Below are 22,814 nucleotides of genomic sequence, written 5' to 3'. Positions count from 1 at the left end.
TATTATAGGGAAAGTATTAATCTAAAAAAATCCAAAAATCTATGTTTAAAAGTCATCCTAAAGGCTTGATTGTAGCCTTTTTTGCTAATATGGGGGAGCGCTTTGGTTTCTATACCATGATGGCGATTCTGGTCTTATTCCTTCAGGCTAAATATGATGTAAGTGCCCAAACTGCCGGGAGCATTTACAGTTGGTTTTATTTTGCCATTTATGCATTAGCACTGCTGGGGGGTATAATTGCCGACGCTACCAAAAAATACAAAACGGTTATCATGTCGGGTATCATTATTATGTTTCTGGGTTATATAATGATGGCCATCCCGGGAATGGGCTTAACGCCAACCATTATTTTTCTGTTTACTATTTCGCTTGGTAATGGCTTGTTTAAAGGCAACCTGCAAGCGGTTGTTGGGCAAATGTACGATGACCCAAAATATGAAAAACTACGCGATAAAGCCTACCTGTTATTTTATATGGGTATTAACATTGGAGCCTTTTTTGCACCTTTTGCTGCCAATAGCGCACGTAACTGGTGGTTAAAAACAAATGGCTTAAACCACGATGGCAGTTTGCCTGCCCTCTGTCATCAATTGTTAAAGGGGACTTTAAAAGACACAGAAGCTTTTCAGCAATTAGCTGACAACGCAAGTACTACCGGGCCGGTAACCGACCTTGCTGCCTTTGCACAAAACTATATTGATGTATTTGCCCGTGGTTACAACTATGCTTTTGCTGTTGCTGCCGGCGCTATGCTTATATCGCTGGTTGTTTATATTTTCTTCAATAAGCTGCTGCCTACCAAACAAGTAGTTAAGTCGGAGAATAAAACTGAAGGTATAAAACCGATGAAGATTGTTGTGTCGTTAGGGGTAATGGCAGTTGTAACCGCATTATTTTTTGTTTTTAACATTGACACAGGAATTGGTTTTGCAGTTGGCTTATTTGCCGGTTTTATTGCCTGGATTCTGGGGATTTCCAATAGAGAAGAACGCCCACGGATTATTGCCTTGCTCCTGGTTTTTGGTGTGGTTATATTCTTTTGGATGTCTTTCCACCAGAATGGACTCACAATGACATTTTTTGCCAGAGATTATACCGTAAAAGCAGTTGGTGCTTTTAATTACCTGTTTTTTGATATGTGGAACATACTTGCCTTTATCGGAACAGTAGCAGGTTTGGTTTTGCTGGTAAAAAAGGGAGAGCTAAAGACTCGTGTTATTGGCGGTATAATGTTTGTTGTTGCCGGAACCATCACCTACCTGTTTTATCACCAGGCAGAGGCAAGTAACGATATTCAGCCCGAAGTGTTTCAATCATTTAATCCTTTGTTTATTGTGGCGTTAACCTTCTTGGTATCTGGTATTTTTACCTGGCTGGCCGATCGTGGAAAAGAGCCTTCTACTCCCCGAAAAATTGGTATCGGAATGATCATTGCTGCGGTAGGTTTTTTGATTATGGTAATTGGTTCGTTTGATATTGTTTCACCTTTTGAGCTCAATGGAAACCCGGTACCCGACTCATCTCGCGTATCAACCTATTGGTTAATGAACAGCTACCTGGTATTAACCATTGCCGAATTATTCTTAAGCCCAATGGGATTGTCATTTGTTTCTAAAGTGTCTCCGGCTCGCTTCCAGGGATTAATGCAGGGCGGCTGGCTTTTGGCTACTGCTGTTGGTAATAAATTACTGGGTATTGGTAGCTATTTTTGGGAGAAGATTGAAATTTGGCAGTTGTGGGCCATTTTTGTGGTGTGCTGTTTAATCTCTGCAGCATTTATATTTGCGATAATGAAACGTCTTGAACGACTTACAAAATAGATATAAAATATAAAAAACAAAGGCGGCAAATTTTGCCGCCTTTGTTTTTTTGTATTTGTTTAATTACGTTTTTAATCCAAATAAATTGAAAATTTCGTGCAGAGCAACAAAAATTACAATGGCTACCAACACAGCAAGAGTAATCATCATGGCTGTTCTGATAAAACGATTACGTTTTTCCAATTCCAGCATTTTCGATATTTTACCAATTTTGCTGTAAACCTTTTTTAAGGCAATGTCATTGTCTTTAATAATGTAATCGTATGCACCATATTTAATAGAGTTTACAGCCACTTCCATATCTTCATTGGCCGTTAAAAAAATAAATTCAGAACGCTTGCTTCTTTTTTTTACTGCTTGCAATACTGCAATGCCGGTTGAATCTTCCAAGTGATAATCCTGAATAACAATGTCAGGATGTTCTCCTTTTTTTACCGCATCCAGGCAATCCTGTCCTTTGTAAAAAGATTTTACTTTTTTCAATCCCTGTTTCTGAAGAAAATCAACCACCAGCTTGTGGTAAAGCTTGTTGTCTTCTACTACATAAATCAGTAAGTTTTTATTCACGTCCCAAGTATTTATGATGAATATTCTTTTTTAAAAATACAATAATTATCGCATATTCAAAGCAACCGGCATTTGTGTTCATTCAATGAGCAGCACGCAGATAATTTTTTTCAAACACTTACGAAAAATCAAAATACTTGTTGCGATAACTTTTGTACTTTAGCCAAAGACAAAACCTTTACCATGAAAAGCACTATCGTTTTATGTAGTATTCTTTGGATTACTTTTATCCCGCATTCGTTTGCCCAGGAACAGGGCTATGTATTAAAAGAAAATATCCCATATTTGGAAACTTCAGATGCTTCAGATTATACTAAGCAACGCTGTAAACTCGATATTTACTATCCGAATAACAAAAGTAACTTTACAACCATAGTCTGGTTTCATGGCGGAGGCTTAAAAGCCGGAAATAAACATATTCCCGAGAAACTAAAAGAAAAAGGTCTTGCCGTGGTAGCTGTAAATTATCGTTTGTCGCCAAAAGTAAAATGCCCGGTTTACATTGAGGATGCAGCGGCAGCAGTTGCCTGGACTTTTAATAATATTGAAAAATTTGGAGGAAGTAAAAGCAAAATTGTGGTTAGCGGACATTCGGCCGGCGGTTATTTAGCAAGTATGATTGGCATGGACACACAGTACCTTGAAAAATATGGCGTAGCGGCAGATAGTATAGCTTTGCTTGTTCCATTTAGCGGACATACGATTACGCATTTTACTGTGCGCGCCGAGCGAGGTATCGCCGGAACACAACCAATTATTGATGCATTTGCTCCCCTGTATTTTGTTCGCCCCGAAGCGCCGCCATTGGTATTAATTACCGGCGACCGGGAACTGGAAATGCTGGGGCGTTACGAAGAAAATGCTTACATGTACCGTATGATGAAAGTTGCAGGGCATACAAAAACAAAACTCTACGAATTGGATGCATTTAATCATGGCGGTATGGTTTCTCCGGCACTGGAGATTCTTCTGAAAGAAATAGAACAACTAAACAAAATACAAGCGGAATGAAAAATCATAATCGCCTTGGCTTGTTCGTTCTAATTACTTTGTTTTTATTCGGATTAAAGCCCGCAAAAGCGCAACCCGATACTATCAGTGGCTATTGGGTTGGTAAAGTAGATTTGCCGAGCATAAAACTTACCCTGGTTTTTCATATTCTGCCAGAACTTGACGGCACACAACAAATAACCCTCGACATACCAGAACAGGAGGCAACGAACCTGGCGTGTGTGCGCGAAATCAGTTCAGCCGACAGCCTGCGAATAAGTACACCCGAAATTAACCGAACCTTTGCCGGTATTTTCCTGAATGATACCACTGTAAAAGGCGAATGGACCAAAAACCGGGTGCATATTCCGCTTACCCTGATTAAAAAGAATAAAGCGCCCGGCCTGTACCGTCCACAAACTCCAAAGGCTCCCTTCCCTTACTATATCGAAGAAGTGAATTACATTAATAAACAATCGGGGTTTAAAATAGCAGGCACTTTAACGGTGCCGAATACTATCGGAACTTACCCCGCCGTAATATTAATTAGCGGATCGGGAGCCCAGGATCGTGATGAAACGATTTTTGGACATAAAATGTTTTGGGTTTTGGCCGACTATTTTGCCCGAAACGGAATTGCAGTTTTAAGGATTGACGACCGTGGAGTGGGAGGGTCGGAAGGAAGTGTGTCTAACGCAACCAGCGAGGATTTTGCCAGTGATGTTTTGGCAGGATTTGCTTTTTTAGAAGACAGGGGTGAAATCGACAAGGAAAAAATAGGATTGATTGGGCACAGCGAAGGAGGGCTGATTGCCCCCTTGGTAGCTGCCAAAACAACTGATATCGCCTTTTTTATTATGATGGCCGGGCCCGGAATGGTGGGCGAACAAATTTTATACGAGCAAAACGCGCTGGCGTTAAAGGCTGCCGGTGTCCCGGAAATATCCATAAAACAAAGCCGGATGGTTAATCAACGCATATTTGAAATAATTAAAACAGAGTCTGATTCGGTAAAAACACAGGAACAACTTCGATTAATTTTGTCGCAGGGCTTTTATCCCGGAATGAACGACGAAATGAAAGCTGCAGTTGACGCTAAAATTGCAGGAGTAAACAACAGTTGGTTTCGATACTTTTTAACCTACGATCCGCGGCCAACATTACAAAAAGTAAAATGTCCGGTGTTGGCAATAAATGGAGTAAAAGATGTTCAGGTGCCAGTTGCTAATCTCGACTCAATAAAATTGGCCCTGCTGGCCGGAGGAAATACAAACATAACCACAAAAGCTTTTGAGAACCTTAATCACCTTTTTCAAAATTGCGAAACCGGTTCGGTGGCTGAATATTCGCAAATTGAAGAAACCATAGATCCGGAGGTGTTAAAGCTGATGAAGATCTGGATTGAAGAAACAATTAATAAATAAATGCTGGTATCTACTCCAAGATTGAATTTACGCCCCATTAGGTTAAGCGACAAGGAAAGCCTTTTTGCCTACCGCTCGGATGCGGAAGCCAACAAGTACCAGGGGGCTGTTCCGAAGTCAATAAACGATGCCGGGCAGTTTATTAAAAACACAGCAAGGACGCCCAACATTGCAGGTACTTGGTTTCAACTGGCAATTATCGAGAAAGAAAGTCAAGAGATGATTGGAGATCTTGGAATTAATTTTCATAAAGAAAATTATTTTAGGGTTTCTCTTGGTTACACAGTGGCCAAACAAAAACAGGGAAAAGGCTTTGCAACCGAGGCCTTGCGCCACGTTATTGATCATGTATTCAGGGAAATGGGAAAAAATGAGATTCTGGTTCACATCGATCCTGAAAACCGAGCATCGATTAGGGTGGCAGAGAAACTAGGTTTTACTGACACGCAGAACGAAATTGTTACGGAAATGCACGGGCAAAGTTTTACTGACAGAATTTATTGCCTGACCAAAAGCGATTGGTTAAGCGTTTAACCATTTGGTCTTTTGACGGGCAAAACACTGCATTTTTTATTTAATTGCTAATTCCTTTTTATGAAGTAGCTTAAAATATCGGTGAAAATTGAAGTACAAGCGAACTTGATTTTTTAAAAAGAAAGATAAAACCAGTTTTTGAAATGAAAAGCCTATTTACCTTAACACTATGCGTTCTTGTTGTTTTAAATTCATACGGGCAAAAACAGTCCGTTTTAACAACCGGACTTATTGAATTGGCTTTTTATCCCGTTTTTGCGACGGTAAACGATTATTATGTCAATAATCAAAAAAAGAAAAGTATGCTTCAATTATCAGTAGCTCTGGCCTTCGGTAAAAACACACAAAACAGGCAATAGTTTTGTTTTTGAAGAAGAGGGGAGATTGGCGAGACAAAATACAATTTGCAGTTAAACCCCATTCTAATATCTTTACCAACTGATAAGGGAAAATCATCAATATATGGAGACACCGTTTCTGGCGTTAATTATTCTATTTGTTATTACTCCGGTTGTAGTTATTTATCTTGAGGGAAAGTTCTCGATTTTAAAAAAAATTGGCGCTGTGCTTATCTGCTATGGTGTTGGCTTAGTAATCGGGAATATGGGCGTATTGCCACAAGGCGCCGAAACTTACCAGAATTTGCTTACTGAAATTACCATTCCCTTGTCGTTGCCATTAATTCTTTTTTCGGTAGATGTGCGGTCGTGGTTTAAAATGGCACGTTCGGCTTTTCTGGCCTTGGTTACCGGGCTAATTTCGGTACTGGCAGTTGTAATAATTGGCTTTTTTGTTTTTCGAAACGACATTGAAAACACCTGGCAGGTTGCCGGAATGTTGGTAGGTGTTTACACCGGCGGCACCCCAAATATGGCTGCCATGAAAACTGCCTTGAATGTTTCGCAGGAATTGTACATTATGACCCACACCTACGATCTTACCCTTGGTGCCATCTACCTGGTTTTTATTCTATCAGTTGGGCAAAAGGTATTTTTGTGGTTTTTGCCTCCGTTTAAACCTGCAAAAAAAGAGAATGAGAGATTGCAGCAAGTTAACCTCGAGGAAGAATATGAATCATATGAAGGAATGTTTAGAAAAAGCACATTTTTGCCGCTGATGGGGGCACTCGGGCTGTCGGTTGCTATTTTAGGGCTAAGTTACGCCATAAGTTTGCTGGTGCCAAAAGATTACTCCACTGCTGTTATTATTTTGCTGATAACCTCGTTTGGAATAGCTTTTTCGTTTGTACCCAAAATAAAAGCCATTAAAAAGACCTTTCAGCTGGGCATGTACCTCATTCTGATTTTTTGTTTAACAGTGGCTTCAATGGCCGATATAAGCAAACTATCCAATATCTCTTTTTCGCTGTTTTACTATGTGGCGCTTGCCGTTTATGGCTCACATATTATTCATATAATTTTAGCCCGTATTTTTAAAGTTGATGCCGATACAGTAATAATTTCCACAAGTGCACTAATTTGCTCGCCTCCATTTGTGCCGGTGGTCGCCGGAGCATTAAAAAATCGCCAGGTAATACTTACCGGATTGGTTGTTGGTATTGCGGGCTATGCGGTGGGCAATTACCTTGGTGTATTAATTGCTTATTTGTTGAAATAAAAAAGCAAGACGCGGTCGAGTCAGATTAATCAAGATTATTAAAGTTTTCCACAACAGCAGTCATCATTTCAAGCGAAATATTTAGCGCATTGCAACGCCATTTTTCCGAAGGAGGATAAAACATTTCGTAATAACCGGCCTTTGCTTTTATACTGTCGTTGGGCGTTTTATAGCCATAATGAAAACCCTGATTTTCAACAATTGAAATGTGTGCCGATTTAACAGCACCAATGGTACTTCCGGTGTTTAAAGTTCCAAACTCCATTAGCATTGGTATTGCTGTTTTTTCGGGCAGCAACTCTCCAATAAATTCCACAAACTGACCGTGAACGGTGTAAAAATTATCCGAATCGCCCCAGTCAATCTGGTATCCTTCAAATACGGCTTCTGTTTTGGCTTTTAGTTCGGGCTTGTCAATCGGGTTTGGGAAAAGGTGCAGCTCTCCGCGCTCACCAAATCCGGTATGTAAATCGAGGTTTAAAAGGGTGTGGTACGGTTGAGCGGTTTCCTGTAATACCTCCGACATTATGGCAACTTGTTGCTCAAAATTATAACCACCAAAGTATATCCCTTCTTTAAATTGATATTGCCCCTGGGCAAAGGCCTGCAGCAAGGCAGGCATACCTTTTTGAGCAATTTGTTTTATGGCTTTAAGCATAAAAAAACGGTTACTTATACTATTCATATTCAGCTCGCTTTTTGGGGTGAGCATGTCGTAGAGGGCAACAAAACCATCATTTTTTGTTTCAAAAAGTGCCGGATCCAAACTGTAATTGCGGTTTAAATCCACATTGTTTTCGGTAAACCTTCGCTCGTTTTTAAAGCCCCAGGCATTTAAGCCGTGCACCAACAAAACTCCGGTTGATTTTAACATTTCAGGTTGAAAAAACTCGGCCATAAGCATTTGCTGAACAGCACTGCCTACAAAGCCTTCAATACCGTGCGTGCCCGAACAAAGCATTATTAATTTTTCGGTGCTGTCGCATGCCGGAATGTAACAAAAGTCGATGGTTAATCCGGTGTCGGTCTTACTTTCAACCTGGCGGCTGAAAATCGCCACGCTGTCAAAACGCATTTCCAATTTTTGTGCTTCCTGCCTGAATGCTGCGCGGCATTCTTCCCATGAATTCTGATAATAAGCCAGTTGGGTTTGATTAATTTCAACTGCCGGATCGTCGGGTGAGTAGGAGTTAAAACTTATATAAGAATAGCCTATAACAGCTAATGCCAGAACTATTATTAGGGTTCCGGCAATTCTAACAATTTTTTTTATCCTAATCGATTTAAATCACAAACTTTACGTGGCGCTCTTCTATCATTTGTTGCAACTGGCCTAGCAAAGCCTGCTCGTGCCGGTCGATGTAGCCATCTTCAGCGGCAATATTTAAAATCTTGTCGTACTCTTCTCGTGTAATCTTATGGTCTTCAATAGCCTTCTCAATCATTGCCTTTAACCTGATTGAACTAGCACTAACTTTGTTATTCATTTGTAGTATATTTTAGGTTTCATCCAAAAATGCCTGTTAAATATTTTTTCTTAAATGTAGAAATTCGATTGATGATTTACAAACGCAAAAACCGCACAACATTGTTGTTGATATGGCTAAAACTTCATCGAAAATCTTTTTTGGCAAAAAGGAAAAAACGCCAAATCTTTTCAGAAGCAGTTACAAATTATACCTTTGCCTGTTATTAAAAGAGGGAGATGAATTTAAAAACAGATAAAGTTGGCATAATTGGGAGTGGAAGCTGGGCAACTGCCCTGGCTAAAATTCTTCTGGAGAATGTTGATGAAATTAATTGGTTTATCCGGAAAAAATCGACCATCAACAGCTTTAAACGCAATAAACATAATCCGCGTTATTTGCACGAAGTTGAATTTGATACGGATAGAATAAATTTCTGTTCAGATGTAAATTGTGTGGTTGCCAACTCAGACATTATAATTGTTGCTGTTCCTTCTGCCTTTTTGCCTTCAGTTTTTATGGAGGTGAAAGACCTTTCAGGCAAGTATATACTTTCGGGTGTTAAGGGTATTGTTACCGAAGAGAATCTTTTGGTTGCCCAATACCTGCAAAAATATTTTAATGTAGACCACGACAGGATTGGTGTTTTGGCCGGCCCATGCCATGCCGAAGAAGTAGCTCGCGAAAAATTGTCGTATTTAACAGTGGCCTGCACCACCGAAGAGAAAGCCAAAAAATTTACCCGACTGATTGAATGTGAATACATTTATACAACCCCATCGGATGATATTTGGGGAACCGAATATGCAGCAGTGCTAAAAAATATTGTTGCAATTGCTGCCGGTATTGCGCATGGACAGCGTTTTGGCGATAATTTTCATGCCGTTCTTATTTCAAGGGCAATTCAGGAAATAAAACGCTTTGTAGATGTGGTACACCCAATTACAAGAGATATTAAAGCGCCGGCTTATCTTGGAGACCTGATGGTTACTTCGTACTCGCAGTTTAGCCGGAACCGTACTTTTGGGTCGATGCTGGGAAAAGGGTATTCTGTAAAAGCTGCACAGCTAGAATTAAATATGGTTGCCGAAGGCTATTATGCTTCAAAATCGATACACCGGATTAATCAAAAATACCAGGTTGATATGCCTATTTGCGAGGCGGTTTACAAAATACTTTACGAGAAAATACCACCACACAAAGTATTTACCGAATTAACCCGAAAACTCTGCTAGATTATCCATAAAAAATGCCACCCGTTAAAACGAATGGCATTCTGAAAATTATGGTGGAAATCTTCTTATCTCATGGCTTTCCAGGCATTAATCAATCCGTTGGTTGATCCATCGTGCCCGGTAACTTTTGCATCGTTATTTAATTCCGGCAGAATGGCGTTGGCCAATTGTTTGCCCAGTTCAACTCCCCATTGGTCGAAACTGTAAATGTTCCAGATTATCCCCTGAACAAATATTTTATGTTCGTACATGGCAATTAAGGCGCCCAATACGCGAGGTGTAAGTTGTTTTACCAAAATAGAATTGGTTGGGATGTTGCCCATAAATATTTTAAAAGGAGTAAGCTCCTTAATTTCTTCTTCTGATTTGCCCGCAGCTTTTAATTCGGCAATAACCTGTTCTTCAGTTTTACCAACCATCATGGCTTCGGTTTGTGCGAAGAAGTTGGCCAGTAATTTTGGATGATGATCGCCCACTTTATTATGGTTTACTGCCGAGGCAATAAAATCGCAAGGAATTAATTTGGTCCCCTGGTGAATAAGCTGGTAAAAAGCGTGTTGTCCGTTTGTTCCCGGCTCTCCCCAAATAATTGGTCCGGTTTGGTAGTCAACCTGCTCGCCATTACGGTCAACATATTTTCCGTTACTTTCCATATTTCCTTGTTGGAAATAAGCGGCAAAACGGTGCATGTACTGGTCGTACGGAAGTATAGCTTCGCTCTCGGCACCATAAAAATTATTGTACCAAATGCCAATTAATGCCAGAATTACCGGAACGTTTTGATCAAATTCCGTTTCAGCAAAATGGTTGTCCATGGCGTGTCCTCCTTCAAGCAGCGCAATGTAGTTATCGTAACCTATACCGAGCATAATACTTAAGCCAATGGCCGACCATAACGAGTAGCGGCCTCCCACCCAGTTCCAAAAGCGAAACATATTTGCCGTATCGATACCAAAAGCCGAAACAGCTTCAGCATTGGTTGAAACAGCTACAAAGTGTTTTGCTACGTTTTCTATCTCTTTTGCCGATTCAAGAAACCAGTCTTTTGCCGTGTTGGCATTGGTCATAGTTTCCTGGGTAGTGAATGTTTTTGATGCTACAATAAATAATGTTGTTTCCGGATCAACTTCTTTAAGCGTCTCGGCGATGTGTGTTCCATCAACATTCGAAACAAAATGCAGTTTCAGATGGTTTTTATAAGGCTTTAATGCCTCGGTTACCATTAATGGTCCCAGGTCCGATCCGCCAATACCAATATTAACAACATCAGTAATTGTTTTTCCGGTGTAACCTTTCCACTCGCCTGAAATAACGGTTTCAGTAAAAGCTTTCATTTGGTCGAGTACCGCATTAACTTCGGGCATCACGTCTTCTCCGTCAACTAAAATTGGGGTGTTGCTGCGGTTACGCAAAGCTACATGCAGCACGGCGCGGTCTTCGGTGGCATTTATTTTTTTACCTGAAAACATGGCAGAAATAGCCTCTTTTAGCCCACATTGCTCTGCCAATTCAAGCAAGGTTGTTTTTACTTCGTCGTTAACAATATTTTTCGAAAAATCCAGTAGAATGTCTTCAAACTTCAATGAGTACTTTTCAAAACGCTTGGCATCGGCGGCAAAAAGCTCTTTCATGTGCGTGCCTTCAAACTCGAAGTATATTTCTTCCAGCTTTTGCCAGGCTTGGGTTTCGATTGGATTGATTTTCGGTAACATATCTTTATTTTAATGGGAAGACTCAGTTAAATAGTTGCGTTAATCCGAGCTGTAGTCATCCGTTAGTTAATAATTCAAAATAAAAAGTGATAAACTCACTTTCTGCTTTACAAAGATAATTGATTCTGAAGATTGCAGTTGAAAGTTTTTTTAAGGTTAATGTAGGGTTAAGAAAATAAATGCAACCGCCTAATTGTGCCGGTTGTATATTTCTGAAAAAAAATGAACCGAAAGCTAATGTAAATCAATTTACGGCAAAGGATTATTCTAATTTGTCATATTTTAAAATGCCCGACTTATGCTGTTGAATGTTGGCTATTGTAGTTTGGGTATAGCTTTATCAGATCAGGTTTTTATTTGCCAAAAGTTTTTTCAGGTGTTGATGTCTTTGCCAGAAACGGTCTTTTATTTTTTCTATCACATTTTCAAATTCGGGATTGTTTTTAAGTGCTTTAAATATTGGCTCTTTTTCTATAAACAGCAATAACCAGTATTGGTAATTATCCTGTGTGGCAAAAATTCTGAGTTGTTCCAATGCCTTTTTGTTTTGCCCTTCAAAGGCGTACTTAGTTGCCAGGCTGGCACTTTTATAAATCGATTTATCTTCTTCGCAATATAAGTTGTAAGTATTTAAAAAAGCTGCAGCCTCTTTTTCCCTTCCTTTCATTCGGTATACCCAGGCAATTTTTATGTCTTCATGTTGGTAAATATCGAGCCCAAATTTCTCCCGGGCATGCACAAACTTTTCGTAATAATAAAAAGCACTGTCGTAATCTTCTTCGTAATAATGCATTTTGGCCACTTCTTGCAAAATATCAAGGCGTGTGGTATCTTTTTCCCATTCAGCTGTAAGTATACTTTTTGTTTGTTGGGTATTGCCATTTTTAGCGTAAACAATAAATGCTTTTAACATAGGGGCATAATAGTTGGTTGAATCAACCTGAAGTGCCAGGTTAATATAAGTTGTTGCTTCTTCAACAAAACCATTCTGAACGAGGGCATTGCTTAAATGCAGGTAGGTGTAACCTTTCATGACTGAATCGTTTGCGGCAATGTCGAGCTGAATACCTTTTAGCGCATATTCCAGGTATTTGTCGGTATTGGGAATTACCCGGGCATATAAATCGCCCAGCATTTGTACCACTGCCGATGAATTTGGATTGTACTCCAGCGCTTTTTCAAGATGTGGAACGGTTAATTCATATTCGCCGATTTGCAAATAATACAGCGCTTTTGCAATAAGGCTTTCTGCCAGTTTAGAGTCGTAAAGCAAGGCCTTGTCGGCAAAAGTATTAATGCGTTCAGTGTGTTGTTTTTTTACCTGGTTTAAATCAAGAAAATAATACGAAATGGCAATGTTGGCATAAGCAAGGGCAAACTCCTCATCTAATTCTATTGCTTGCTGAAACAGCCCGATTGCTGTTTCTAAATTTTCTTTTGTTCGGCTGTAGTAATAATCAAGAGCCTGCAGGTAATAATCATAAGCCTCGAGGCTTTTTGTCGGAATTTTCTGTATTTGCAACAATTCGTCGGCAGTAACTACGGCCTTAATGGCATTCGCAATTTTCTGCGCCACTTCGTTTTGCAGTGCAAATACATCGTTAATTTCCCGGCTGTATTGTTCTCCCCAAATAGGACGATCGCTTGAGGCTTCAATAAGCTGGATATTTAGCAAAACCTGGTTGCCAAAACGCTGCCCACTACCTTCTACCAGGTAATTTACATTCAATTCTTCGGCTATTTCGCGTATGTTTTTTTGTGTATTTCGGTATCGGGCAGATGAGGTTCGGCTAACCACGCGCAAATCGCCAATTTTTTGCAGTTTGTTTAAGGTCGATTCCATTAAACCGTTCACAAAATAGAGGTTTAGGGTATCGCTGCTTTCGTTTTTAAATGGCAACACTGCAATTGATTTTTCCAGCTCGGTAGGTGCTTCTTCTTTTCGGTTAAGAAAAACAAGCACCAAAACAATACTGATTACAAGTGAAGCTGCCAGGTACCAGCCATATTTTTTTAAAATAGTTGGCTGCAAAGTGGCCTGCTCCTCGGGTTGCTTACCTTTTCGAATTTCACCGGGCGAATAAGCAAATTCATCGCGAAAACATTTAATAAAATACGAGGTGTTGCTAAAACCAACCTGGTACGAAACTTCGGCAACAGTTAGGGAGTTCTGTTGAAGCAATTCAAGTGCTTTTGTAACACGCACCTTACGAATAAACTGACTGGCAGAAAGCTGGGTGTGCGTTTTTATTTTCCGAAGCAAACTCGACCGGCTCATATGCATCAGGTCGGCAAGTTCAGAAACCCCGAAATGCTCATTCGAGATATTTTCTAAAATGATTGCTTCCGCTTCTTTAATAAAATCTGCTCCAAAAACCGATGTGTCCGACATGCTTATTCTTATTAACCCGAAAGTAGAAAAATTTACGAAAAGGTTGCAGGAAAAATCACTACTTGCTTCAAAAGTTGCATTGTTGCATCATAAATTGCATCCCCGATTCAAACTTAACACCTATTGCTGCAAATGGTTTAAAACAGGCTGATACGAAGTTTTCATCTTTGTGTAAACAATTTTCAAAATCAAAAAAATAAAATTTAAAACGATGAAAACATTAAAAAGAAACTCATTAAATGTAGTAGTAAGCTGTTCGTTAATGCTGGCTTTATTATTTACCGGATGTTCCAATTCAGGGAATAAGAACAATGGAGAGTCAGGCAATATAGAACAAGTAAGTTCAGGAGTGGAAAAGCCCGAAATTGATTTACAAACAGCTATAATAACAAACAATCTGGAGGCCGTAAATCAACACCTTGAAGCCGGAAGCGATATGAATAGAAAAGATCAGATGAGTGGTTCAACACCATTAATAACGGCCGTATCTTTTGGTAGACCAGAAATTACAAAAGTGCTGATAGATGCAGGTGCCGATTTAAACCTTAAAAATAACGACGGGTCAACAGCCTTGCATTCAGCCGCATTTTTTTGCCACATTGAAATTGTGCAATTGCTAATTGATGCCAAAGCTGATAAAAGCATAAAAAACAATTATGGAGCAACAGCGCGAGAATCTGTTTTGGCACCATTCTCTGATATGAAACCTATATACGAAATGATGCAACAACAATTAGAACCGCTTGGCATTACCATTGATATTGCTGAGGTGGAAAAGAAACGTCCGGTGGTTGCAATGATGTTACAGTAATCTAATTTGAAACAATAATGAACACAGAACGAAGATACGATATTGATTGGTTGCGGGTTTTGGCAATCGGGTTATTATTAATCTATCATATTGCCATTGTTTTTCAACCCTGGGCCATGTTTATAGGCTTTATAAAAAGTAACGAAAGCCTCGAGAAATTATGGACACCCATGACCCTTTTAAACGTTTGGCGCATTCCGCTGCTGTTTTATGTGTCGGGTATGGGTTTGTATTTTGCCATGCGTAAACGAAACTTTGTGCAGTTGCTTACCGAACGTACACGCCGAATTCTTATTCCATTAATTTTTGGAGTGCTGGCAATAGCACCACTACACTTTATAATTTTTCAGAAATTTTACAACCTGCCCATGAGTTATTACCCTCATGCCGGGCATTTGTGGTTCCTCGGAAATATATTTATTTATGTACTGGTGTTGGCTCCGGTATTCTTATACCTCATAAAAAAGAATGACAACAAAGTTAAACGCTTTTTATCTGCCTTAGTTGGCAATCCGTTCGGCCCCCTGGCTTTATCGGTGTTTTTTGTAGCAGAGGTACTTATTGTAAAGCCGCAGATATTTTCTGTTTATGCCGAAACATGGCACGGCTTTTTTATGGGCTTTCTTGCATTCGTTTTTGGTTTTCTTTTTGTGTACAGCGGACATGAATTTTGGCAAACCATGAAGAAATGGAAATGGTTTTACCTGGGTTTGGCAGCTGTTTTATATGGAGTCAGAGTGATGGTATACCAAACCAATGCGCCGGGTTATTTAATGGCCATCGAGTCGAACTGTTGGATTTTTGGTATTTTCGGATTGGGGTATCACTACCTTAACAAACCAAGCAAAATACTTGGCTATTTAAGTCAGTCGGCATATCCTGTATATATTATCCACATGTTTGCATTGTATGCGGGGGCACTGCTAATTTTGCCACTAAAAATGCCGGCAGCACTAAAATTTATACTCATTTCGGTATTTACCTTTGCGTTGTGCTACCTCATCTACGAATTTTTAATCAGACGTGTTGAGTTTTTGCGGCCTTTGTTTGGTTTAAAGCCGTCATTCAACAAAGTTAACAAGTCGCTGTTTCAGAAGGAAGTATAGTTTATCTTGTAACGAATAGAAATAACGGCAAAGAACAAACATAAGGAATGTGAACACATTAGCCAATAAAATAAGTGCATGTTAGTTACAGCTTGTGCCTCATAAAACAATTAATTTTTATCAAATGAAAAAGAAACAAACAATATTAATCATTCGAATTATGTTATTTACAGGAACTGCAATTTCGATGTTTTTTGTGCCCTGGATTTTACTGCGAGTAATGTTGGCGCCATTGCCTGCCACGGTGCAACAACAGGTTGACAAAAGCGTAAAATACGGCTTTGATGGCATAATTGTTTATGTTGACGAAGCCGGTGAAGCTCCTGCGTTTTATACTGCCGGATACAAAAACAGGGAGAACAAGACACCCGCAGACCCTCATTCGCTATTTAAAATTGCCAGTATCAGTAAGCTGTATGATGCCGTTGCCATAACAAAACTGGTTAATAGCGGTCACTTATCGTTAGATAATACAGTGGCTCAGTATTTTCCTGAATTCTCTGATAGAATTGAAAATGCCGATGACATTACCTTGAGAATGCTGGTGCAGCACCGCAGCGGAATTGCTAATTTAACAGCTACACCTAACTTTTGGGCAGATCCGCCGGCAAGCAGCCAGGAAGCACTGGAAAGAATATTTGATTTGCCGGCCGACTTTAAGCCCGGAAAGAAATATAAATATTCGAATACCAATTACCTCTTGCTTTCTATGCTTATTGAAAAAGTTACAGGAGCCGATAAGTTTCAATTTATACGAAAGGAAATATTGAAACCGCTTGGTTTGAAAAATACTTTTGGATCGATGGATGAGGTGGATGTTGATGATGTGATGAGCGGCTATTACGTGGGGATAGATGAAGATATTAAAGCCGGGGACTATGGAACCAAACTTACCTCGATGCTGGCAACTGCTGAAGATGTTGGTATATTTTTGCGGGCACTAAACGATGGTTCGGTTTTTACCCCCGGCGAACAGGAAATATATTCCGGAATTTATGTATACGAACATACCGGTTTAATGCCGGGTTACCAAAGTATTGCCAAATACCATAAAGATATTGATACGGTTGTCATACAGTTTGTAAATACTACAAATTTTCAGGGCTATACCTGGAACTTATCGGAAATAATGTATCGTAAAATTGTAAGGATAATCAGCAAGCAACAAAAGCACTAACAATAGCTTTGTTGCTATTAATCAAAACGAATTACCTTGTCAGGCGAAATTTTTGAAATAAACCAGCTTGGAATAATCAGTATCAGCGAGGTAATTACAATGGTTCCGAGGTTAAGCAACAGTAGGTGCATTAACGAAAAGTTCATGGGCACAAAATCCACATAATACGATTCGGGATTTAAACGAATAACATGAAACGCCATTTGCAGTAAAACAACCGAAATACCGATAGCATTGCCCCATAGCAATCCGCGGCCGGTTAAAAAAACAGAGAGGTAAACGAACACTTTTCTAATACTCCAGTTTGGGCTTCCCATTGCTTTAAGCACACCAATCATGGTGGCTCGTTCCAGTATTAAAACCAACAAACCCGACACCATGTTAAAAGCAGCCACCATAACCATTAGAGCAAGAATTACCCATACATTCATATCGAGAATGGAGAGCCAATCAAAAATTTGCGGGTACACTCGCGTAATACTTTGGGTTCTTACAATTTCTGCATTTTCAGCGCGGTAGCTGATTATGGTGTTGCGTATGTCTTGCTCAATGTTGTCAATGTCAAAAAAATTGGTGGTGCTTACTTCAAAACCTGTAATTTGGTTGGGTTGCCAGTCGTTAAGTCGCTGAATATGTTTTAAGTCGCCAACAATGAACAGCTGGTCGAACTCTTCAAACCCAGTACGATACAATCCGCAAACCTGCAATTGTAGCATTCGCGGTATGGTTTCATCTCCGGTAATAAAATACAGAACAACGCGGTCGTTATGCTGTAGATGCAAAAGCTTTGCAACTTGCTCCGACAACAGCACTTCATTTGTTCGGCTACTGTCGTTAAGGTTGGGGAGCCTTCCTTCAACCAGGTGTTTGGCAAAAAAATGCCAGTTGTAGCTGTGGTTTACACCTTTAAAAACAATACCCTGTATGTATTCCTCCGTTTTTATCATGCCCGGTTTTGTGGCATAAGGCTGTATGCTTTCTACGCCCGGAAGCATTTTAATATCATCCAGAAAAGGTTGGTTTACCGAAATCGGGCTGGTTTCGTACGAGTTGTTCGAGTCGTAATTGATGATTTGAATATGCGAACCAAAGCCAATTACCTTATTGCGAATTTCTTTTTTAAAGCCGGTAACTACAGCTACTGCAATAATCATAACCGTTAAGCCCAAAGCTATACCCGCCAGCGCAATGCGTATTATGCGCTGCGATAGTAGCTTCTTATTTGCTTTGTCAAAAAAAAGCCGGCGCGATATAAAGAGTTCGGTATTCAAAATTTATAAGCAAAACTAACTTTTGGCAATTATTTAAAGCTTGTTTATAAAAATCTCTTTGCTTAAGCTATTTAACTGTTTCCACCTGCAGCTCTGCATCGGTAACATCGCTTCGTCGGTTAATAAACGGCAATACCAGTATTGATATTATACCAATAATAATAATCATTCCGGTCATTGAGGAATGGGCCACAAAGGCAAAAATAATCCCGTTCTCGTTGGCAACACCATACAGCGAGAGGGCTTCTTTAGCCATAAAATGCCAGGCTCCAATTCCACCCTGCACCGGGGCCACCATGCCAAAACTGGCAAGTACAAAAGTGGTTAACCCGGCAATTGGATTAAGGTTACTTGTAAAATCAAACGCGAAGAAAACCACATAAAGCATTACATAATACATACCCCAGATAAATGCCGAGTGAAAAAAGAACCAGCCCTTTTTCTCAATGTTGCGGATAGAAATAAATCCTTCTTTGAAGTTCCGGACAACCTCCATAATTTTCTTAAAAAATGCCGTGTGTTTAAATGCATTTCTGAATATAAATACAAAAATGGCAAACACCACAATACCGATTATAAGGTAAGGCGAGGTACCAACTGCCTGAAGTTTTTCCGCAATTTCCGGATTTTCTTTCATAAAGTGAAGCATCTTCCCGAATTGCGAGAAAATTACAACTACCAGTAAAATAAGCAATGAAATAAGGTCGACAAGTCGTTCGGCCACTACCGTTCCTACCAGTTTGGTAAACGATATTTTCTCGTAACGGGCCAGCACGCCACATCGCGATACTTCGCCCATCCGTGGGAAGGCCATATTCATTAAATATCCTACCATTACTGCCAGGAAGGTGTTGATAAAGCGGGGTTTATGTCCAATAGGTTCAATCATTAAGCCCCAGCGTAATGTGCGGCTTACGTGGCTTAATAAGCCCAGAAAAAGCGAAAGCACAACCCACCAGTAGTTAACATTGTTTTTTAAAACGGTCTTTATCCGTTCAATATCCTGATCTTTATAAATTAGCCAAAAAATAAAGGCTCCCAGGGCGAAGAAGCCAAGAAACTGTAGAATCTTAACGACTGTTTTTTTCAAAATTTAGATTTTTAAAGCTTTCTTTTTCGCGTCGGGTTTTATTTCCCTCAAAAATTACTACTTTCACCAACGCAAAAATACCCGCGGGTATTGAGCTATTCTTTGAAGGCAAAAATATAAATTTGTTTTATTAATCGAACGAAAAAGAGAATTAAGTAAAATTGACAATGGACGAAATTGAGTGTAATGAGTTACGTTCGACCCAAAAAAAATCTTGGTCAGCATTTTTTAACCGATCAGAATATTGCCCGGAAAATTGTTGACAGTCTTGGTGCCGGTGTTCCAGATGTGTTGGAAATTGGACCGGGAATGGGAGTCCTTACTCAATATCTTTTGCAACGCCCTGAGCTAAATGTCCATGTGGTTGAGATTGATACCGAATCGGTTGAATACCTTAAACAGAATTATCCAACACTAAAACATATCTGGGGTGAAGATTTCCTGAAAGCAGATATAGCCGGGCGATTCCCTGGGAAGTTTACAGTTATAGGTAATTTCCCGTACAACATTTCATCGCAAATTTTCTTTCGGGTACTGCAGTACCGCAACCGTATACCAGAAACCGTAGGAATGGTTCAGAAAGAAGTTGCAGAGCGTATTGCTGCACCACATGGTTCAAAAATATATGGTATTTTAAGTGTTTTGCTACAGGCTTTTTTTGATATCGAATACCTGTTTACGGTATCGGAGGGTGTGTTTAATCCACCGCCAAAAGTAAAATCGGCCGTGGTTCGCTTAAAGCGAAACAAGGTTGAACATTTGCCCTGTGATGAACAGCTATTTGTTAAAGTAGTGAAAGCAGCATTTAATCTTCGACGAAAAATGTTGCGTAATTCATTAAAGGACATTTGTACCCAGTTGCCCGAGGAGTATGCTACGAAACGTCCGGAACAACTTTCGGTTGATGCCTTTATCGATCTGACTTGTAAAATTGAAGAAATCGGGGGAAGTAAGTTATGAGTTTTGAAATTACAAAGGAAAACATTGAGCAGTTAAGGTTTTTAATTGAAGAGCAAAAGAAGGAAGAAGTTGCTGCTTTAATGGCGGATCTCCACCCGGCAGATATTGCCGAAATAATGGATGACCTGAGTATTGAAGAAGCCAAATTTATTTACCTGCTTTTAGATGGCGAAAAAGCATCGGATGTTTTAATTGAAATCGACGAAGACGATCGTCGTCGGTTTTTGAAAGTATTGCCACCCGAACTTATTGCCAGCAAGTTTATCGAGCATATGGACTCTGATGATGCTGCCGATGTGGTGGCCGAGTTGGATGAGGACGTACAAAAAGAAGTACTTAACGAGATAGAAGATGTTGAACAAGCCGGCGATATTATCGATTTGCTTGAATACGACGAAGATTCGGCAGGCGGTATTATGGCGAAAGAGCTGGTAACAGTAAACGAAAACTGGAATGTAGCTACCTGTTTAAAAGAAATAAGCCGCCAGGCAGAGGAGGTGGATGAAATCTTCTACATTTATGTAATTGATGATGATGAAAGACTAAAAGGCATCCTTTCGCTAAAAAAACTTATATTAAACCATACCAATACAAAAATCTCAAAAATTTACGATTCGGATATCCGTATGGTTTCCACCAATGCACGACAGGAGGAGGTTGCCGAAATGATGGACAAATACGACCTGGTGGCCATGCCTGTTGTTGACGAGATTGGCCGACTGCAAGGACGAATTACCTTTGATGATGTGATTGACTTTGTGCGTGATGAGGCAGAGAAAGACTACCAGATGGTTTCGGGTATTACCGGTGATGTGGAGCCTGGCGATAAAGTTTGGGAAGTATTGCGTGCGCGTTTTCCCTGGTTGCTTATTGGCTTGCTTGGTGGTATTTTAGGGGCGGTTGTGCTGGGAACACACGAAGAGTCGTTGGCAAAAGTTACCGAGCTGGCCTTTTTTATTCCCTTAATTGCGGCAATGGCAGGTAATGTTGGAGTGCAATCGTCGTCGATTGTGGTGCAAAGTATAGCCAGCGGGGTTAAAGACCTTGAAACGCCGGCCCGAAAAATTGCAAAGGAGGTAGCTGTGGCCGTGCTAACAGCAAGTATTTTCGCCGTTCTTATTTTTGCTTATAATTTCTTTGTCTCCGGAAACATGAATCTTACTTATTCGGTTTCTATTTCTCTTTTCATAGTTATTCTGTTTGCCTCCTTGTTTGGCACCACTATTCCCTTAATTCTGAACAGGTTTAAGATTGATCCTGCACTCGCTACAGGTCCCTTTATTACTACCATGAACGATATTCTGGGGATGATGATTTACCTGACTATTTCCGGACTGTTTTTTAATTTGGTTTAAACCGAGCTAATTGCAATAACGGGATCGAGTTTGGCTGCTGCCCGGGCTGGCATAAAGCCGGCCAAAAAACCGATGATTGTTGAAATTAGTAAACCGTTGATGATGTTGCCCGTGGTAAGTAAAATGGTAAAATCGGTTGATTGGTTTACAATTATTGTTCCTCCCCAGATGAGAATTAATCCAATAACTCCACCAATAATCGACAATACGATGGCTTCAAAAATAAACTGTAGCAGGATAAAATAACGTTTGGCTCCCAGCGATTTCTGAATGCCGATAATTTTTGTACGCTCTTTTACCGAAACAAACATAATGTTGGCAATGCCAAAACCACCAACAATAATTGAAAAGCCGCCAATAATGGCACCTGCCAAATTAAAAACGGCAAAAAACTGGTCGAACTGGCTGGCAACCAGGCTTACTTCGTTAAGCGCAAAGTCGTTGTCTTCCATGGGTTTTAATCCGCGTAAAATGCGCATAATGCTTTCTATCTCCGACTTAAACCGGTCGGCGTCAACATTGGGTTTGGCTTTAATGCAAATGGTTTGCCCAATATCCCGGTTGCGCACATCAACCATGTACATTGATTTAACCGCTGAAATATGAACGTTTTTATCCATTGTATTTCCAAAGGCATCGCTACCTTTCTTCTCGTAAACGCCAATAATCCTTAATTTTTGTCCCTGTATTTTGATTGTTCTGTCCAGCGGATTCATTCCTGCAAATAAACCTTCAGCAATCTCAGCGCCAATAACGGCAACCGGCGCTCCTGTGCGCATTTCGCTTTCGGTAAAGTAACGTCCCAGTTCTACGTCAAGGTCCCAAACATCATACAAACCATACGATGTCGCCATAACCGATACATTGTCCATATTATCGCTTCCGGATTGAACAGTGCGGGAAAAGCCAAAAAGAAACGCGGCATTATCAACCGTATTTGCACGGCGAATGATTTCTTCCGTCTCATCGTAGTTAGGCGATGGCCGGTTGAGGTAACGCCACCAGGGGTATTCTGTTTCGCCCTCTGGCGGTGTCCAGGGCCATTTGGCCACATAAATCATATTGTTGCCCAAAGCATCCAGCGAATCGCGAATGCGTTTCTCCAATGAATCGATAACTGTGAAAACAGAAATTATAGCAAAAATTCCAATAGTAATGCCAAGCAACGATAAAAATGTGCGAAGCTTATTGGCCGTTAGCGAATTGTAAGCAAACGAAAAAGACTCGTATATTAATCGAAGCAGTAGCATTAATGGTAATTTTTTAGTGCAAAAATGATCGTCTTTT

Annotated in this window: 19 protein-coding genes; 11 read left to right on the top strand and 8 right to left on the bottom strand. The window is 40.1% G+C overall.

All coding sequences use genetic code 11. The features are described 5' to 3' along the window. Window positions 1-41: 41 nt before the first annotated feature. Window positions 42-1,820 carry a peptide MFS transporter gene (locus QZ574_RS17080; protein ID WP_297091767.1) on the top strand — a complete coding sequence of 593 codons (1,779 nt, stop codon included), beginning with the start codon at window positions 42-44 and terminating at the stop codon, window positions 1,818-1,820. Between the two features lie 63 nt (window positions 1,821-1,883). Here QZ574_RS17080 and QZ574_RS17075 read toward each other — a convergent pair whose 3' ends face one another. Then, the gene (locus QZ574_RS17075) at window positions 1,884-2,387 is read right to left on the bottom strand and encodes a response regulator (protein ID WP_297091765.1); all 504 of its coding nucleotides are present in this window, start codon (window positions 2,385-2,387) and stop codon (window positions 1,884-1,886) included. A 183-nt stretch (window positions 2,388-2,570) separates the two neighbouring features. On the opposite strand from QZ574_RS17075, the gene QZ574_RS17070 reads away from it, so the two are divergent. The 4 genes from QZ574_RS17070 (at window position 2,571) to QZ574_RS17055 (ending at window position 6,952) form a co-directional block, all read left to right on the top strand. After that, complete coding sequence (locus QZ574_RS17070) at window positions 2,571-3,398, top strand: alpha/beta hydrolase (RefSeq protein WP_297091763.1); 828 nt, start codon at window positions 2,571-2,573, stop codon at window positions 3,396-3,398. Next, window positions 3,395-4,801: an alpha/beta fold hydrolase gene (locus QZ574_RS17065; protein WP_297091761.1), complete on the top strand. Its 1,407-nt coding sequence runs from the start codon at window positions 3,395-3,397 to the stop codon at window positions 4,799-4,801. Before QZ574_RS17070 ends, QZ574_RS17065 begins: the two co-directional genes overlap by 4 nt. Next, window positions 4,802-5,335 (top strand): GNAT family N-acetyltransferase, encoded by a 534-nt coding sequence (locus QZ574_RS17060; RefSeq protein WP_297091759.1) that lies wholly within the window; start codon window positions 4,802-4,804, stop codon window positions 5,333-5,335. A gap of 462 nt (window positions 5,336-5,797) precedes the next feature. Next, the gene (locus QZ574_RS17055; RefSeq protein WP_297091757.1) at window positions 5,798-6,952 is read left to right on the top strand and encodes a DUF819 family protein; all 1,155 of its coding nucleotides are present in this window, start codon (window positions 5,798-5,800) and stop codon (window positions 6,950-6,952) included. A gap of 25 nt (window positions 6,953-6,977) precedes the next feature. Here the strand turns inward: QZ574_RS17055 and QZ574_RS17050 are convergent, their stop codons facing one another. Next, a complete protein-coding gene (locus QZ574_RS17050) occupies window positions 6,978-8,096 on the bottom strand; it encodes a M14 family metallopeptidase (protein ID WP_297091780.1) in 1,119 nt (372 codons plus the stop codon). Window positions 8,097-8,235: 139 nt separating this feature from the next. Then, window positions 8,236-8,439 carry a hypothetical protein gene (locus QZ574_RS17045; RefSeq protein WP_297091756.1) on the bottom strand — a complete coding sequence of 68 codons (204 nt, stop codon included), beginning with the start codon at window positions 8,437-8,439 and terminating at the stop codon, window positions 8,236-8,238. A gap of 218 nt (window positions 8,440-8,657) precedes the next feature. Between QZ574_RS17045 and QZ574_RS17040 the strand changes: the two genes are divergently transcribed. After that, window positions 8,658-9,653 (top strand): NAD(P)H-dependent glycerol-3-phosphate dehydrogenase, encoded by a 996-nt coding sequence (locus tag QZ574_RS17040; protein WP_297091755.1) that lies wholly within the window; start codon window positions 8,658-8,660, stop codon window positions 9,651-9,653. 65 nt (window positions 9,654-9,718) lie between these two features. On the opposite strand, the gene pgi is transcribed toward QZ574_RS17040, so the two are convergent. Beyond that, a complete protein-coding gene (pgi, locus tag QZ574_RS17035; RefSeq protein WP_297091754.1) occupies window positions 9,719-11,365 on the bottom strand; it encodes a glucose-6-phosphate isomerase in 1,647 nt (548 codons plus the stop codon). Window positions 11,366-11,705: 340 nt separating this feature from the next. Next, window positions 11,706-13,757 carry a helix-turn-helix domain-containing protein gene (locus QZ574_RS17030; protein ID WP_297091752.1) on the bottom strand — a complete coding sequence of 684 codons (2,052 nt, stop codon included), beginning with the start codon at window positions 13,755-13,757 and terminating at the stop codon, window positions 11,706-11,708. A 211-nt stretch (window positions 13,758-13,968) separates the two neighbouring features. On the opposite strand from QZ574_RS17030, the gene QZ574_RS17025 reads away from it, so the two are divergent. From QZ574_RS17025 to QZ574_RS17015, 3 genes are all read left to right on the top strand, one after another. Then, complete coding sequence (locus QZ574_RS17025) at window positions 13,969-14,568, top strand: ankyrin repeat domain-containing protein (RefSeq protein ID WP_297091750.1); 600 nt, start codon at window positions 13,969-13,971, stop codon at window positions 14,566-14,568. Between the two features lie 17 nt (window positions 14,569-14,585). Beyond that, window positions 14,586-15,674: an acyltransferase family protein gene (locus tag QZ574_RS17020; RefSeq protein ID WP_297091748.1), complete on the top strand. Its 1,089-nt coding sequence runs from the start codon at window positions 14,586-14,588 to the stop codon at window positions 15,672-15,674. Window positions 15,675-15,798: 124 nt separating this feature from the next. Continuing rightward, complete coding sequence (locus QZ574_RS17015; RefSeq protein WP_297091746.1) at window positions 15,799-16,851, top strand: serine hydrolase domain-containing protein; 1,053 nt, start codon at window positions 15,799-15,801, stop codon at window positions 16,849-16,851. Between the two features lie 17 nt (window positions 16,852-16,868). On the opposite strand, the gene QZ574_RS17010 is transcribed toward QZ574_RS17015, so the two are convergent. Together QZ574_RS17010 and QZ574_RS17005 are read right to left on the bottom strand one after the other, a co-directional pair. Beyond that, window positions 16,869-18,122 (bottom strand): FtsX-like permease family protein, encoded by a 1,254-nt coding sequence (locus QZ574_RS17010; RefSeq protein WP_297091744.1) that lies wholly within the window; start codon window positions 18,120-18,122, stop codon window positions 16,869-16,871. Between the two features lie 67 nt (window positions 18,123-18,189). Beyond that, window positions 18,190-19,212 carry a lysylphosphatidylglycerol synthase transmembrane domain-containing protein gene (locus QZ574_RS17005; protein ID WP_297091742.1) on the bottom strand — a complete coding sequence of 341 codons (1,023 nt, stop codon included), beginning with the start codon at window positions 19,210-19,212 and terminating at the stop codon, window positions 18,190-18,192. A gap of 186 nt (window positions 19,213-19,398) precedes the next feature. Here QZ574_RS17005 and rsmA point away from each other — a divergent pair, with 186 nt between their 5' ends. Then, complete coding sequence (gene rsmA, locus QZ574_RS17000; RefSeq protein ID WP_297091740.1) at window positions 19,399-20,172, top strand: 16S rRNA (adenine(1518)-N(6)/adenine(1519)-N(6))-dimethyltransferase RsmA; 774 nt, start codon at window positions 19,399-19,401, stop codon at window positions 20,170-20,172. Next, window positions 20,169-21,527, top strand: coding sequence for a magnesium transporter (gene mgtE / locus QZ574_RS16995; protein WP_297091738.1), 1,359 nt, complete (start codon window positions 20,169-20,171; stop codon window positions 21,525-21,527). Before rsmA ends, mgtE begins: the two co-directional genes overlap by 4 nt. Here mgtE and QZ574_RS16990 read toward each other — a convergent pair. Then, window positions 21,524-22,777: an ABC transporter permease gene (locus QZ574_RS16990; protein WP_297091736.1), complete on the bottom strand. Its 1,254-nt coding sequence runs from the start codon at window positions 22,775-22,777 to the stop codon at window positions 21,524-21,526. The genes mgtE and QZ574_RS16990 overlap by 4 nt on opposite strands. Window positions 22,778-22,814 lie beyond the last annotated feature (37 nt).

The organism is uncultured Draconibacterium sp., assembly GCF_913063105.1.
Classification (GTDB): domain Bacteria; phylum Bacteroidota; class Bacteroidia; order Bacteroidales; family Prolixibacteraceae; genus Draconibacterium.
Note: the sequence above shows the minus strand (reverse complement) of the source record. Positions and strands in the feature narration are given on the sequence as shown.

What these genes read in the sequence shown, in the direction of transcription:
- QZ574_RS17080 (WP_297091767.1), top strand. Translation starts at nt 42, where the DNA reads ATGTTTAAAAGTCATCCTAAAGGCTTGATTGTAGCCTTTTTTGCTAAT.
- QZ574_RS17070 (WP_297091763.1), top strand. Translation starts at nt 2,571, where the DNA reads ATGAAAAGCACTATCGTTTTATGTAGTATTCTTTGGATTACTTTTATC.
- QZ574_RS17065 (WP_297091761.1), top strand. Translation starts at nt 3,395, where the DNA reads ATGAAAAATCATAATCGCCTTGGCTTGTTCGTTCTAATTACTTTGTTT.
- QZ574_RS17060 (WP_297091759.1), top strand. Translation starts at nt 4,802, where the DNA reads ATGCTGGTATCTACTCCAAGATTGAATTTACGCCCCATTAGGTTAAGC.
- QZ574_RS17055 (WP_297091757.1), top strand. Translation starts at nt 5,798, where the DNA reads ATGGAGACACCGTTTCTGGCGTTAATTATTCTATTTGTTATTACTCCG.
- QZ574_RS17045 (WP_297091756.1), bottom strand. Translation starts at nt 8,439, where the DNA reads ATGAATAACAAAGTTAGTGCTAGTTCAATCAGGTTAAAGGCAATGATT.
- QZ574_RS17040 (WP_297091755.1), top strand. Translation starts at nt 8,658, where the DNA reads ATGAATTTAAAAACAGATAAAGTTGGCATAATTGGGAGTGGAAGCTGG.
- pgi (WP_297091754.1), bottom strand. Translation starts at nt 11,365, where the DNA reads ATGTTACCGAAAATCAATCCAATCGAAACCCAAGCCTGGCAAAAGCTG.
- QZ574_RS17030 (WP_297091752.1), bottom strand. Translation starts at nt 13,757, where the DNA reads ATGTCGGACACATCGGTTTTTGGAGCAGATTTTATTAAAGAAGCGGAA.
- QZ574_RS17025 (WP_297091750.1), top strand. Translation starts at nt 13,969, where the DNA reads ATGAAAACATTAAAAAGAAACTCATTAAATGTAGTAGTAAGCTGTTCG.
- QZ574_RS17020 (WP_297091748.1), top strand. Translation starts at nt 14,586, where the DNA reads ATGAACACAGAACGAAGATACGATATTGATTGGTTGCGGGTTTTGGCA.
- QZ574_RS17015 (WP_297091746.1), top strand. Translation starts at nt 15,799, where the DNA reads ATGAAAAAGAAACAAACAATATTAATCATTCGAATTATGTTATTTACA.
- rsmA (WP_297091740.1), top strand. Translation starts at nt 19,399, where the DNA reads ATGAGTTACGTTCGACCCAAAAAAAATCTTGGTCAGCATTTTTTAACC.
- mgtE (WP_297091738.1), top strand. Translation starts at nt 20,169, where the DNA reads ATGAGTTTTGAAATTACAAAGGAAAACATTGAGCAGTTAAGGTTTTTA.
- QZ574_RS16990 (WP_297091736.1), bottom strand. Translation starts at nt 22,777, where the DNA reads ATGCTACTGCTTCGATTAATATACGAGTCTTTTTCGTTTGCTTACAAT.